The organism is Pseudomonas sp. DWRC2-2 (genome assembly GCF_049897885.1).
GTDB lineage: Bacteria > Pseudomonadota > Gammaproteobacteria > Pseudomonadales > Pseudomonadaceae > Aquipseudomonas > Aquipseudomonas azotoformans_A.
Window position 1 is genome coordinate 158,093 of record NZ_JAFCXD010000007.1, and the last position, 13,912, is coordinate 172,004.

At 61.8% G+C, this 13,912-nt stretch carries 11 protein-coding genes; 9 read left to right on the top strand and 2 right to left on the bottom strand.

Translation table 11 applies throughout. The annotated features are described in order from the left end of the window. Window positions 1-111: 111 nt before the first annotated feature. Window positions 112-2,013, top strand: coding sequence for a 3-dehydroshikimate dehydratase QuiC (quiC, locus tag ACP7EW_RS26855; protein ID WP_426221056.1), 1,902 nt, complete (start codon window positions 112-114; stop codon window positions 2,011-2,013). A 78-nt stretch (window positions 2,014-2,091) separates the two neighbouring features. Then, entirely contained in the window at window positions 2,092-2,733 is a 642-nt protein-coding gene (locus ACP7EW_RS26860) for a TetR/AcrR family transcriptional regulator (protein ID WP_033897904.1), read from the top strand. Here ACP7EW_RS26860 and ACP7EW_RS26865 read toward each other — a convergent pair. Further along, the gene (locus ACP7EW_RS26865) at window positions 2,718-3,578 is read right to left on the bottom strand and encodes a shikimate dehydrogenase (protein ID WP_426221057.1); all 861 of its coding nucleotides are present in this window, start codon (window positions 3,576-3,578) and stop codon (window positions 2,718-2,720) included. The two genes, ACP7EW_RS26860 and ACP7EW_RS26865, sit on opposite strands and share 16 nt — an antisense overlap. After that, window positions 3,575-4,024 carry a type II 3-dehydroquinate dehydratase gene (gene aroQ, locus ACP7EW_RS26870; protein ID WP_010206717.1) on the bottom strand — a complete coding sequence of 150 codons (450 nt, stop codon included), beginning with the start codon at window positions 4,022-4,024 and terminating at the stop codon, window positions 3,575-3,577. The genes ACP7EW_RS26865 and aroQ overlap by 4 nt, the downstream gene beginning before the upstream one ends. 207 nt (window positions 4,025-4,231) lie before the next feature. Between aroQ and ACP7EW_RS26875 the strand changes: the two genes are divergently transcribed. The 7 genes from ACP7EW_RS26875 (at window position 4,232) to ACP7EW_RS26905 (ending at window position 13,857) form a co-directional block, all read left to right on the top strand. Beyond that, complete coding sequence (locus ACP7EW_RS26875; RefSeq protein WP_028618031.1) at window positions 4,232-4,753, top strand: RNA polymerase sigma factor; 522 nt, start codon at window positions 4,232-4,234, stop codon at window positions 4,751-4,753. 63 nt (window positions 4,754-4,816) lie between these two features. Next, window positions 4,817-5,815, top strand: a complete 999-nt coding sequence (locus ACP7EW_RS26880) for a FecR family protein (RefSeq protein ID WP_177053213.1) — start codon at window positions 4,817-4,819, stop codon at window positions 5,813-5,815. 149 nt (window positions 5,816-5,964) lie between these two features. Next, a complete protein-coding gene (locus tag ACP7EW_RS26885) occupies window positions 5,965-8,622 on the top strand; it encodes a TonB-dependent hemoglobin/transferrin/lactoferrin family receptor (protein ID WP_426221060.1) in 2,658 nt (885 codons plus the stop codon). An 81-nt stretch (window positions 8,623-8,703) separates the two neighbouring features. After that, window positions 8,704-9,324, top strand: coding sequence for a heme acquisition protein HasA (locus ACP7EW_RS26890; RefSeq protein ID WP_033897897.1), 621 nt, complete (start codon window positions 8,704-8,706; stop codon window positions 9,322-9,324). Between the two features lie 161 nt (window positions 9,325-9,485). Beyond that, complete coding sequence (locus ACP7EW_RS26895; RefSeq protein WP_426221062.1) at window positions 9,486-11,222, top strand: type I secretion system permease/ATPase; 1,737 nt, start codon at window positions 9,486-9,488, stop codon at window positions 11,220-11,222. After that, window positions 11,219-12,544, top strand: coding sequence for an HlyD family type I secretion periplasmic adaptor subunit (locus ACP7EW_RS26900; RefSeq protein WP_426221063.1), 1,326 nt, complete (start codon window positions 11,219-11,221; stop codon window positions 12,542-12,544). The genes ACP7EW_RS26895 and ACP7EW_RS26900 overlap by 4 nt, the downstream gene beginning before the upstream one ends. After that, a complete protein-coding gene (locus ACP7EW_RS26905) occupies window positions 12,541-13,857 on the top strand; it encodes a TolC family outer membrane protein (protein WP_426221064.1) in 1,317 nt (438 codons plus the stop codon). The genes ACP7EW_RS26900 and ACP7EW_RS26905 overlap by 4 nt, the downstream gene beginning before the upstream one ends. The last annotated feature ends 55 nt before the right edge of the window (window positions 13,858-13,912 follow it).

A 13,912-nucleotide genomic window follows, 5' to 3' on the forward strand; every position in this document is an offset into this window, starting at 1 on the left:
GCATAGTGTTCGATAATCGCACCAAAAACTAACTGGTTCGTACATTTTAATTGCTGCGGGTAGGCTAGGGGCGAATAATTTGCCACAAACAACAATTGCCGGGAGTCGCCCATGCAACGTTCCATTGCCACTGTTTCCTTGAGCGGCACCCTGCCGGAAAAGCTCGAAGCCATTGCCGCCGCCGGGTTTGATGGGGTCGAGATCTTTGAGAACGACTTGTTGTATTACGACGGCAGCCCCCGCGAAGTTAGGCAGATGTGCGCCGACCTCGGCATTGCCATCACCCTGTTCCAGCCGTTTCGTGACTTTGAAGGCTGCCGCCGCGACCGTCTGGCGCGCAACCTGGAACGTGCCGAGCGCAAATTCGATTTGATGCAGGAACTGGGCACCGACCTGGTGTTGGTGTGCAGTAACGCCTCGGCCGATTGCGTGGGTGATGAGCGCATTTTGCTGGATGACCTGAGCCTGCTCGCCGAACACGCTGGCCGCCGTGGCCTGCGCATCGGCTACGAAGCGCTGGCCTGGGGCAAGCATGTGAACACTTGGCAACAGGTGTGGAACCTGGTGCGCCAGGTCGATCACCCCAGCCTCGGCGTATTGCTCGACAGCTTCCACACCCTTTCCCTCAAAGGCGACCCGAGTGGGATTGCCGAGATTCCCGGCGACAAGATCTTCTTCGTGCAAATGGCCGACGCGCCGATCTTGGCCATGGACGTGCTGGAGTGGAGCCGGCATTTCCGCTGCTTCCCCGGCCAAGGCGAATTCGATCTGGCAGGGTTCCTCGCGCCGATCATCAAGAGCGGTTACACCGGACCGTTGTCCCTTGAGATTTTCAACGATGGCTTCCGCGCCGCGCCGACCCGCGCGAATGCGGCGGATGGCCTGCGCTCCTTGCTATACCTGGAAGAGAAAACCCGCGAGCGCCTGAAGCAGGAAGTCCCTGCACAGCCTGTCGAGATTCTGTTCGATACCCCGGCCGCCAGCGAGTACGACGGCATCGAGTTCCTGGAATTCGCCGTGGATGAAAGCCTCGGCGCCAAGCTGACTCACTGGCTGGAACGCTTGGGGTTCGTCAAGGCCGGGCAGCACCGTTCCAAGAGCGTGAGCCTGTTGCGCCAGGGTGATATCAACCTGATCCTCAATTGCGAACCCTATTCCTTTGCCCATAACTTCTTCGAAGCTCATGGACCGTCGTTGTGCGCCACGGCGATCCGGGTCAAGGACAGCGCCAAGGCCCTGGAACGCGCGGTGGCCTACAAAGGCCAGCCCTATCGCGGCCTGGTCGGGCCAAACGAGCTGGAGTTGGCGGCGGTACGTGCGCCGGATGGCAGCCTGATTTACCTGGTGGACCAGAGTGAAGGCGGCCTCTACGACACCGACTTCAACCTGCAACCTGCCGCGTCATCCAGCGGTGGCTTGCTGCGCATCGACCACATGGCGATGGCCTTGCCTGCCGACAGCCTCGACAGTTGGGTGCTGTTCTACAAGAGCCTGCTGGATTTCGAAGCCGACGACGAAGTGGTGCTGCCGGACCCTTACGGTCTGGTAAAAAGCCGCGCGCTGCGCAGCCGTTGCAGTTCGATCCGCCTGCCGCTGAACATCTCCGAGAACCGCAACACGGCGATTTCCCACGCGCTGTCGAGCTATCGCGGCTCGGGCGTGCATCACATTGCCTTCGACTGCGCGGATATTTTCGCCGAGGTGCGCCGCGCCAAAGAGGCGGGTGTGCCGCTGCTGGATATCCCGCTCAACTACTACGACGACCTGGCGGCGCGGTTCGATTTCGATGACGAGTTCCTCAGCGAGTTGGCGTACTACAACGTGCTGTACGACCGCGACGCCCAGGGCGGTGAGTTGTTTCATGTGTACACCGAGCCGTTCGAAGGGCGGTTTTTCTTCGAGATCATCCAGCGCAAGAACGGTTATGCCGGCTACGGCGCGGCCAATGTGGCGGTGCGCCTGGCGGCGATGGCCAAATCGCGCAGCGGTGCGGTGCGTCAGGCGCGTTTATAACGGTGGGTCAGGTGCTTTCTTTCAGGCCGCATCGCGGCCCATAATCACGGCCTGCATAACACTGGCCGTGAGCGCACCATGACCACCGAGGCACCTCGCAAGAGTCGTAAGAACAATCCGGAAAAGACCCGCGAAAACATACTCCAGGAAGCCATCGTCGAGTTTGTTCAGCAGGGCCTTTCCGGCGCTCGCGTGGACGCGATCGCCGAGCGTATCCACACGTCCAAGCGCATGATCTATTACTACTTTGGCAGCAAGGAGCAGTTGTACGTCGAGGTGCTGGAGAAGCTCTACGGCGACATCCGCAACACCGAAACCCGTATGAATCTCACGGCGCTGGAGCCGCGCGAGGCGATCCGGCGGCTGGTGGAATTCACCTTTGATCACCATGACCAGAACGTGGACTTCGTGCGCATCGTCAGCATCGAAAATATCCACAATGCCGAGTACGTGAAGCGCACCGACACCATCAAGGCGATGAACAGCAAGATCCTTGAAGGGCTGGGCGAAACCTTGCGCCGGGGGGCCGAGTTGGGTTTGTTCCGGGAAGGGCTGGAGCCGTTGGACGTGCACCTGCTGATCAACTCGTTCAGCTTTTACCGGGTGTCCAACCGCCATACCTTCAGTGAGATTTTTCAGATCGACCTGTCGGATGAGGCGGTTAAACAGCGGCATCGGGACATGATTTGTGATTCGGTGATGCGTTACTTGCAGGCTTGATCCGTCATGCTATGGAAATGCGCCAGCATGCGCTGCGCATCCGGCACTTCCCCACTGAACAGCTCAAACGCCTTCACCGCCTGAAACACCGCCATGTTGCCGCCATCCAAGGTGCGGCAACCCAAGGCGCGGGCGTCGCGCAGCAGTTGGGTTTCCAGCGGGAAATACACGATCTCCGCCACCCACAATTCAGCGCGTAGCCAGGTGGCCGGAACCGGTGTGCCCGGCAGCTTGGCCATGCCCATCGGTGTGGTGTTGACCAAGCCATCGGCCTCGGCCAGGGCATTTTCCAGTTGGCTGCCCACTTGGGCCCGACCGGCGCCGAAACGCTGTGCAAGGTTATCCACCAGGTCGCGGGCGCGGCTGGCGTCCACATCGAAAATACTCAACTGCTCCACACCTTCCGCCAGCAGCGCATGGGCCACCGCTGCGCCCGCACCCCCGGCACCCATCTGCACCACGCGTTGGCGTGCTACATCCTTCAGGTTGCGTCGAAAGCCTTCGGCGAACCCCAGGCAATCGGTGTTGTGGCCGATGCGCTTGCCGTTCTTGAACACCACGGTGTTGACCGCGCCAATGCCGCGGGCCTCGTCGGACAGTTCATCGAGCAGCGGTAGGATCGCCTGCTTGCACGGGTAGGTGATGTTCAGCCCGGTGAAGTGCATCAACTCGGCGGCGTCGAGCAAGTCGGGCAGGGCGTTGGTGTCCAGGTGCAGGGGCTCAAGGTCGATCAGGCGATACAGGTAGCGCAGGCCCTGGGCATCGCCTTCCTGTTCGTGCAGGGCGGGCGTGCGGGAAGCCTGGATGCCAGCGCCAATCAGGCCGGCGAGGATGCGCGGTTTCATCGGGCCGACCCTTTGAGCAACTGGCTGAAATGTTCCAGGGCCAGGTGATAGCCGTGGCTGCCGAAACCTGCGAGGACAGCCTTGGCAATCGGCGACACAAACGAGTGATGCCGGAACGCTTCGCGGGCATGCACGTTGGACAGGTGTACTTCGATCACCGGCACTTCACTGGCCACCAGCGCGTCGCGAATCGCCACGGAGGTATGGGTCCAGGCCGCCGGGTTGATCACGATGCCGGCGCAACGGGCGCGGGCGCCGTGGATCCAGTCGAGCAGTTCGCCTTCGTGGTTGGTCTGGCGGAATTCGATTTTCAGCCCGAGTTGTTCGGCGCTACGGCCACACAGGGCGGCAACATCGGCCAGGGTTTCATGACCGTAAGTGGCGGGCTCGCGGGTGCCGAGCAGGTTGAGATTGGGGCCGTTGAGCACCAGCACGATAGGCGGCATTGGGAGTATCTCCACAGTTCTTGTTAGTTGTGCAGATAAAATGTACTGGTTAGTTAATTTGGTCAATTGATGGCGGCGGATGTGTTCGATTATCGAACTGTTAATCCGGCGATTCGCACAAGCGGATCAGATTAGATATCAATTGAAAATCATTCTCGACAACGCTTAATATGCCCGCCTGTTTCCTTTACATTCCAGGGAGTCGGTTTGTCGGACGTGGATCTCAAAGGCCTGTTTCTCAAGCATGCCGATACCCTTCGCGGGTATCTGGCGCGCAAGGTACGGGACCCGCAATTGGCCGCAGACCTGGTGCAGGAGAGTTTCCTGCGCCTGGCCGAAAAGCCCGCCGGCGAGCGCATCGACAACTCCCAGGGCTATCTCTATCGAACGGCGAGCAATCTGCTGATCGACCATATTCGCCAGGAAGCGCGGCGCAAGACAGACTCCGTGCCCCATGAGGCGCTGGCCGAGATTGAAGATGAAGTGGCCGGGTTGGAGGCTCAGGCAATGGCGCAGCAACAGCGACAGGCATTGAAGCAGGCACTGGCGGAGTTGCCGGAGCGCACCCAGCAGATTTTCCGTCTCAACCGTATCGAAGGCATGACCCACGCCCAGGTCGCCCGGCACCTGGACATCTCCGACAGCTCCGTACAAAAGCACCTGGCCAAGGCGTTGGCCTACGTAATGCAGCGCTTGCAGGACGGCGAAGTGGCACCATCCGACGAATGAGTTACCGAAATGCGCCGCCTCAGACGTCACAGCGTTACATAACGAAAAATTCGAGATTCACACGTGAATAGCCAGGGTCCGCAACAGCACAGCATTACCGAGGCGGCCGCCGAGTGGGCGGTGCGCCTGCACGCCGGTGCCCTGACCGAACAGGAGCAGGCCGAGCTGCAGCATTGGATCGCCTGCGACAGCCGCCATGAAGCGGCCTTGCGTTTTGCCGAACAGACCTGGGCGGCGTTGGGCGATGTGTACAAGGACGAGCCCGTGCACCGCCAGCGCCCGTCAGCGGCAACGATGCCCGTGCGCCGCTCCAGGCGGCGAAGCCCATGGCAACGCGCGGCCGCCGTCGCATTGGTCGTGATTGTGGCCGGTGTTGGCTGGGTGCGCGGGCCGGACGTGTTGCTGCGCGTGCAAGCCGATTACATCACCGCGAAAGGCGAGGTGCGCACCGTGCACCTGGCCGACGGCAGCAAGGTCGAGCTGGATTCCGCCAGTGCCATCCGCCTGGACTACGACGGTGTGCAACGTCGCATCAGCCTGCTCCAGGGCTCGGCGATTTTTGACGTGGCACCGATGGTCGGTGAGGAAACCCGGCCGTTTGTGGTGCAAAGCGCCGGCGGCCAGACCCGTGCGCTGGGCACGCGGTTTGTGGTGGAGCGTGAAGACGACAGTCAGGCGTGGGTTGGCGTGCTGGAACACAGTGTCGAGGTGTCCCTGAACGCGACGCCGAAAAAGGGTCCGTCCGACAGGGTGGTCCAGGAAGGCTTGGCCGTACGCTACAGCCCTCAGCAAGGCATCGTGCCCTTGGACCAACTCGATGTTGCGCGCGCCACCAGCTGGCGGCGCGGTGTGTTGATCTTTGATCGCCAGCCGTTGGCCACTGTCATCGAACAACTCAACCGCTACCGTCCCGGGCGCGTGGTGTTGACCGACTCGGCCCTCGGTGAGCGTGAAGTCAGCGGCGTGTTCCGCCTCGACATGCTCGACACCGCCCTTGCCACGCTGACCCAGGAACTCCAGGTGCAACGCCTGGACCTGGCAGGCCTCAGCCTGATCTATTGATGACCCGGTGGGGGCCTGCTCCCACCGCCTGAAATCCCCCCTCCTGAAAAACTTTCAAAAAATCTTACTGACTTCCTGCGCGTCGCACGTCTTTCTAGGTGAGAAGCATTCGCATAAACAAAAAACGCTCAGCGCAGGGAACAATAGAAATGTCAGCACTCATCAAGGGGCGTATCACCGTTAGCCGGTTAGCCCTGGCCGTCCATTTGGGCCTGTTCGCCGTCGCGGCCCCGGTGTACGCCGCGCAACCTCAGGTGAAGGCTGCACAGCCAGCCGTGCTGATGATCGATATCCCTGCGCAATCCCTGGGCAGTGCGGTGCTGGCGTTTGCCGACCAGGCCGGCCTGCAAGTGCTGTTCGACAGCCAGCGTCTGGAAGGCTTGCAGAGTACGGCGGTGAAAGGGCAGTACAGCGTGCAGGAAGGCTTGGCGCGGTTGCTGGGCAACGCCCCGGTGGAGTACCGCTTCAACGGCGAGCGTCAGGTCACCCTGACCCGCGTTGAGCAGAGCGGCGCCGCTTTGGCGCTGGGCACCACCACGATCACCGGCCTGCACCCCAACGATTGGGTGTACTCGTCGCCCCGCTCGGTGAGTGTGGTCGGGCGCGAGCAACTGGATCGCAACCCGCCCCGGCATGCCGCTGAAATGTTGGAGGAGGCGCCGGGCGTCTACTCGGCGGTCAGCCAGCAAGACCCCGGTTTGTCGGTGAATATTCGCGGCATCCAGGACTACGGCCGGGTCAACATGTCGGTGGACGGCATGCGTCAGAATTATCAACAAAGTGGCCACCAGCAACGCAATGGCACGCTGTATGTCGACCCGGAGTTGCTGTCTGAAGTGGTGATCGAGAAGGGGGCCACTTCCACGATGGGTGGGGCGGGAGTGATCGGCGGGGTCGCCAACTTTCGCACCGTGGAAGCGGCCGACCTGCTCAAGGACGGCAAGGAAATCGGCGGGCGTATCCGCTTGACCACAGGTTTGGGCGGGCGCAGCAACGGCACGCACTTCATCGGCAGCTCGGCGTTTGCGGTGGGCACCGACGTGTGGGACATGTTGGTGGCGGCCAGTGAGCGTCACCTCGGTGACTACAAACCCGGCACCAAGGGCAGCATTGGCGAGCTGCGCACCGGCAGTTCCTTCCTGCCGGCCAGTGAAGACCGGATCAAGAACTCCACTGTGGAATACACCGGCTCGGTGATGCGTTCGCGACTGCTCAAGCTAGGCCTCAACCTGCCGGTGGATCAGCGCCTTCAACTGAGCTACCTGACCACCGAAGTCGGCTATGACGACGTCAACATGATGACTGCCGAAAAAGCCCAGCTCTGGGAGAAACTCGGCAGCAGTGACGTCACGGCGCAGAACTTCGCGCTGGACTACAGCTACACGCCGGACAACCCGCTGATCGATTTCAAGGCCAAGCTTTATTACGTCGATACCCGCAACGATCAGTCCACGCTGACCCGTGGCAGCAGCAAGGGCTACGAGGTCACCTACCAGACCAACACCTATGGTTTCCAGGCACAGAACATTTCGACCTTTGCCTTGAGCGAACTGTCCGTGATCAAGGCCAACTATGGCCTGGAATTTTTCTACGACAAAGTCCGTCCGGACTCCAACCAGATGGTGGCCGCCGACTCGGCCGTCACGGCCTCGGCGGCGGAAAGCATCACGCCCAGGGGCGACCGGGCGATGGGCAGCCTGTTCACTCGCCTGGACTACGACTACGACAACTGGCTGAACCTCAACGCCGGGTTGCGCTACGACCGCTATCGGCTGCGGGGCGAAACCGGGTTGAACACCCGTACGTTCATCATTGGCACCACCCGGCAAGTGGGCTTGCCCATGACCTATGACGTGGATCGGGAAGAGGGGCATTTCTCGCCGACCTTTGGCCTGTCGATCAAGCCGGGCGTGGATTGGCTTCAACTCTTCGCCACGTACGGCAAGGGCTGGCGCCCGCCGGCAGTCACCGAAACGTTGGTGAGTGGCCGGCCACATGGCGGGGGCTCGGAGTCGATTTTCCCCAACCCCTACTTGAAGCCTGAGACGTCCACGTCCTGGGAGGTTGGCTTCAATGTGTTGAAGGAGGACCTGCTGTTCTCCGAAGACCGCGTAGGCATGAAAGTGTCCTACTTCAACACCCGCGTGGATGACTTTTCCTATATGGCCCTGGGCGTGCAGCCGCCGGGTTATGGCATCGCCAATATCGGTAATGCGGCGTACGTGAACAACCTGGAGACCACGCGTTTTCGCGGCTTGGAATACCAGCTGGATTACGACGCCGGGTTCGCCTACGGCCAGTTCAATTACACGCGCATGCTCGGTAGCAATAAGTTCTGCAGCAAGACCGCGTGGCTGGGCGGTGTGACCAAGATCCAGAAAGGGCCCGGCAGCCGGGCGCCAGTCACTGCGATGGTGCCCGACGACGTGGCCAATGCGGGGCAAAGCTGCAGCGCGATCCTGGGCTCCTCCGAGCACATGCCGATGGACCGCGGCACCGCGACGCTGGGCGCGCGCTTCCTTGAACGCAAGTTGGATGTGGGCGTTCGCGCCCGCTATAGCGGCGGTTACTACGTCAAAGGCGGCGTCGGCGTGACCACTTCGCAAACCGGTGTGTACCCGGCCGACTGGAAGCCCTACACCGTCTATGACCTCTACAGCAGCTACCGCGCCACCGACCAGTTGACCTTGCGCCTGGCCATGGAAAACGTCACCGACCGCGCCTATCTGGTGCCGCTGGGCGACGTGTTGGCCTTCACCCTGGGGCGTGGGCGCACGTTGCAGGGCACCGTTGAATATCAGTTCTAACCGATTTTGCCCAGTGACGGGCAAAACCACAGCAGGCAGTGGCTTGCTGTGGAGATACCACCCCATGACTTGGAGTTTTGCATGAGCATTTCTATTTCATACAGCACGACCTACGCCACTAACACCGTTGCCGAGTACCTGAGCGACTGGTCGGCTTACTTTGGTGACCTGAACCACCGTGAAGGGTCGGTCAAGGAGGGTTCGAACACCGGTGGTTTCAATCCTGGCCCGTTCGATGGCACCCAATACGGTGTGTCGAGCACTGAAAGCAACGCGGCTGTGGTGGCTAACGGTGACCTGCATTACACCTTGTTCAACCCGCCGTCGCACACCTTGTGGGGTTCGATCGACTCCCTGAACCTGGGCACCATCCTGACCGGCGGCGGGGCCGGCGGTAGCTACAGCCTCGCCGAGCAGGAAGTCAGCTTCGCCAACCTGGGCCTGTCGAGCTTGCAGTCCGAAGGCCGTGATGGCCAGGTGCACAAAATCGTGTACGGCCTGATGAGCGGCGACAGCTCGGCACTGGCTTCGGCGATCGACTCCCTGCTCAAGGACATCGACCCAAGCCTGTCGATCAACTCGACGTTCGACCAACTGGCGGCTGCCGGTGTGGCCCATGTGGACTCGGCTTCCGTCGCTGCGTCCGACGTTGCCCTGGTGGGCGTGCAAGACGTGCCTCAGGACTTCGCCCTGGCCGCTTAAGCAAAAAAGCGAATGGAAGATCGCTCTCCCATTCGCCGTTTTACACACCGCTGTCGCCAAGCCTTCTAACTCTTCAGCGACGGCGGTGCCGAATTCTGCGCAGCGTCGCTTTGCCTGTCAACGCGGCGGCGCTGCCCGCTCAACCCCATGAGAATCCCCAGATGCGCCACGTCGGCAACGAAACCCTGGCCGCCCTCACGGCCTATAAAAGTGGCTTCTTCAACATCGGCCTGTTCTCGGCGGTGATCAACCTGCTGATGCTCGCCCCGGCGCTGTACATGTTGCAGGTGTACGACCGGGTGCTGGCCTCGGGCAATCAGATGACCCTGTTGATGCTGACGCTGATGATCCTCGGACTGTTCGGCCTGATGGGCGCGTTGGAATGGGTGCGCAGCCAGGTGGTGATCCGCCTCGGTACGCAGATGGACATGCGCTTGAACCAGCGCGTGTACGACGCCGCGTTTGAAGCGCAGCTCAAGGGCGGCACCCAGGCGGCGGGCCAGGCGCTGCATGACCTGACCACGCTGCGTCAGTTCGCCACCGGCCAGGCGTTGTTCGCGTTCTTTGATGCGCCGTGGTTTCCGGTGTACCTGCTGGTGATTTTCCTGTTCCATCCCTGGCTCGGTCTGTTGGCGCTGGTCGGCGCGCTGCTATTGATCGTGCTGGCGTGGGTCAACCATCACGTCAGCCAGGCGCCGATGGCCCTGGCCAGCCAACTGTCCATCAGCGCCAGCCAGCAGGCCACGGCCAACCTGCGCAATGCCGACACCATCGAAGCCATGGGCATGCTCGCCACCTTGCGTGCGCGCTGGTTCGGCCAGCATCAGGCGTTTTTGGCGCAGCAGAACCTGGCCAGTGAAAAGACCGCGACCGTTACCGCCTGGTCCAAGGGTGTGCGCCTGGCGCTGCAATCCCTGGTGCTGGGCCTGGGCGCCTTGCTGGCGGTACAGGGTGATATCACGCCGGGCATGATGATTGCCGGCTCGATCCTGATGGGTCGCGTGCTGAGCCCCATCGACCAATTGATCGGCGTGTGGAAACAGTGGGGTTCGGCGCGCCTGGCCTTTGATCGGTTATCGCAGATGCTGGAGGCCAATCCCGCGCGTCCGCAGCGCATGGCGCTGCCGGTGCCCAAAGGCCAGCTAAGCGTCGAACAGATCAGCGCCTGTGCCCCCGGCAGCCGTCGACCCGCGTTGGCCAATCTGGGTTTCAATCTGGCAACTGGGGAAGTCCTGGGCGTGATCGGGCCGTCGGGCTGCGGCAAATCCACCCTCGCTCGGATACTGGTGGGCGCCTGGGCGCCCCTGGCCGGCAAGGTGCGGCTGGATGGCGCCGACTTGGCCTTGTGGGACAAACAGCAGTTGGGCCCGCACATCGGTTACCTGCCGCAAGACATCCAGCTGTTCGCTGGCAGCATCGCGGAAAACATCGCGCGGTTTGCTGAGGTCGACGCGGATAAAGTCCTCGCGGCTGCGCAGATGGCCGGCGTGCATGATCTGATCCTGCAACTGCCCCAAGGCTACGACACGCAATTGGGAGAAGGCGGTGCTGGGCTTTCCGGTGGCCAGAAGCAACGCGTTGCACTGGCCCGTGCGCTATACGGCCTGCCTGCGCTGATCGTGCTGGATGAGCCCAACGCCAACCTGGATGAAGTGGGCGAGCAGGCTTTGCTCCAGGCGATCGCCCAGCTCAAGCAACAGCGCCGCACCGTGATCCTGATCACCCACAAACCCAACGTGCTGACGCTGACCGACCAGTTGCTGATCCTCAAGGAAGGTCAGCTGCAGGCCTTCGGGCCGACGGCGCGTGTGTTGGAGGCACGGCAGAAACCGGCAGCGCCCAAACCGGTATCGACCATGAGCATGAGCTACCGCCTCGGTGAAGGAAAACAGGCATGAACCCGAGCAAACCTGTATTGATCAGCGACGCGCCCAATAATGTGCTGGCGCTGGATGACAAAAAGTACTCGCGTTTGGGCTGGCTGTTGGTACTCGGCGGTTTTGCCGGCTTCCTCGGCTGGGCGGCGTTGGCGCCACTCGACAAGGGCGTGGCAGTGCCGGGCAAGGTCATGGTCTCGGGCCATCGCAAGACCGTGCAGCACCCGGCCGGGGGCATTGTCGAGCGCATCGACGTGCGCGACGGTGACGTGGTGAGCGCCGGTCAAGTGTTGTTGCGCTTGAAGGAAACCCCGTTGCGCGGGCAGATGCAGTCCCTGCGCAGCCAGTACTTGGCGTCGCTGGCCAGCGAGGCGCGCTTGAGTGCTGAAAGTGAAGGGTTGGCGGCGATCACCTTCAACCCTGAATTGCTTAACGATCCGGAGGCGGCGGGCACCTTGAGCCTGCAACGGCAGTTGTTCAATAGCCGCGCCCAGGCCTTGGCCACCGAGCAACAAGGCCTGCGTGAAACCATCGCCGGGGCCGAGGCGCAACTGCGCGGTACGCGGGATTCGCAGGCGAGCAAAGTCCAGCAGCGAGCGGCGCTGAATGAGCAGTTGCAGGGCCTGCGCGAGTTGGCGCGTGAGGGTTATATCCCACGCAACCGCCTGCTCGACAGCGAACGACTGTACTCACAGATCGACGGCGCCATCGCCGAGGACTACGGCCGTATCGGCCAACTGCAACGCCAGGTGATGGAACTGCGCCTGCGCATCCGCCAGCTCGGCGAAGACTTCCAGAAAGACCTGCGCGGCCAGTTGGCCGAGACCCGCACCCGCAGCGACGACCTGCGCAATCGCCTGGCGTCGGCCGAGTTCGAATTGGCCAACAGCCAGGTTCGTGCGCCCGCAAGCGGCGTGGTGGTGGGGTTGGACGTGTACACCGAAGGCGGCGTGATCAAGCCCGGCCAGGCGCTGATGGACATCGTGCCCCAGGGCGAGCCCTTGCTGGTGGAGGCGCGGGTGCCGGTGCAAATGGTCGACAAGGTGCACCCCGGCCTGCCGGTGGAACTGATGTTCTCGGCCTTTAACCAGTCCACCACCCCCCGGGTGGCCGGCGAGGTGACGTTGGTCTCGGCGGACCGCCAGGTCGATGAACGCACCGACGAGCCCTATTACACGCTGCGCGCCCAGGTCAGTGCGGCCGGTATGCAGCAATTGGACGGTGTGCAGATCCGCCCAGGCATGCCGGTGGAAACCTTCGTCAAGACCGGCGAGCGCTCAATGCTCAACTACCTGTTCAAACCCCTGATGGATCGCACCCATATGGCCTTGGTGGAAGAATGAAGGCGCTGTTGTTTACCCTGTGTTTCGGTTGTTCCTCGGTGGCCCACGCCCTGGGTTTGCTGGATGCCTATGACTTGGCCCTGCGCAATGATCCGACGTTTCAGGCTGCCATCCAGGAGCGTGAAGGCGGTGAAGAAAACCGCGCGATCGGCCGTGCGGCGTTGTTGCCGAATTTGTCGTGGAGCTATAACAACTCGCGCAACGAGTCCGAAGTAACGGCGGGTGATGTCAAAAGCGACCGTGATTACCGCAGCTATGCGTCGACCCTGACCTTGCAGCAGCCGCTGCTGGATTACGAAGCCTATGCGCGTTTTCGCCAGGGCACCGCTCAGGCATTGATGGCCGACGAGCGCTTTCGCGGCAAGAGCCAGGAACTGGCGGTGCGGGTACTCAATGCCTACAGCCAGGCGTTGTTGGCCCAGGAACGCATTGAGCTGAGTCGTGCACAGAAGCGCGCGTATACCGAGCGCTTGCAACTCAATGATCGCCTTCTAAAAGGCGGTGAAGGCACACGCACCGATGTGCTGGAAACCCAGGCGCGTTTGAGCCTGGCCCAGGCCGAAGAAATTGAATCGCAAGACGCGCAGGACAGCGCCTTGCGCGAGCTGGAAGCCATTGTCGGCCAACCGCTGCAAATCGAAGAACTGGCGCCGCTGACGCGCCAATTTGAGATTCCGCCCCTGGAGCCCAATCGTTTCGAAACCTGGCGCGAGATGGCCATGGCCAACAACCCGGAGCTCAAATCCCAGCACCATGCCCTGGACGTGGCCTCCTATGAAGTGGAGCGCAAACGCGCGGGACACCTGCCAAAGGTCAGCCTGTACGCCACCAGCCGTCAGACCAACTCCGACTCGGAAAGCAGCTACAACCAGAAGTACGACACCAACACCGTCGGCATCCAGGTCAGCCTGCCGCTGTTTGCCGGTGGTGGTGTGTCGGCGTCCACCCGCCAGGCGGCGAACCAGCTGTCCCAAGCCCAATACGAGTTGGACGCGCAAACCTCGGCCACCCTGGTGGAGTTGCGCAAACAGTTCAACCTCAACACCAGTGGCGCGGCGAAAGTGCGTGCCTATGAGATGGCCGTCAGCTCCGCCACTGCCTTGGTTGCCGCGACGAAAAAGAGTGTGGCCGGTGGTGAGCGGGTCAACCTCGACGTGCTCGACGCCGAACAACAACTCTTCACCGCCCGCCGTGATTTGGCGAATGCGCGACATGCGTATCTGCTGGCGAGGATTCAGCTGAAGTATTACGCGGGGTTGCTGAGCGAACGGGACTTGCGGGCTTTGGCGGAGTATTTCCAGCCCTCGGCATGAGTGGTTACAACCCGGCATTCGCCGGGTTTTTTGTGCTTACTAATCTGTGAATCAG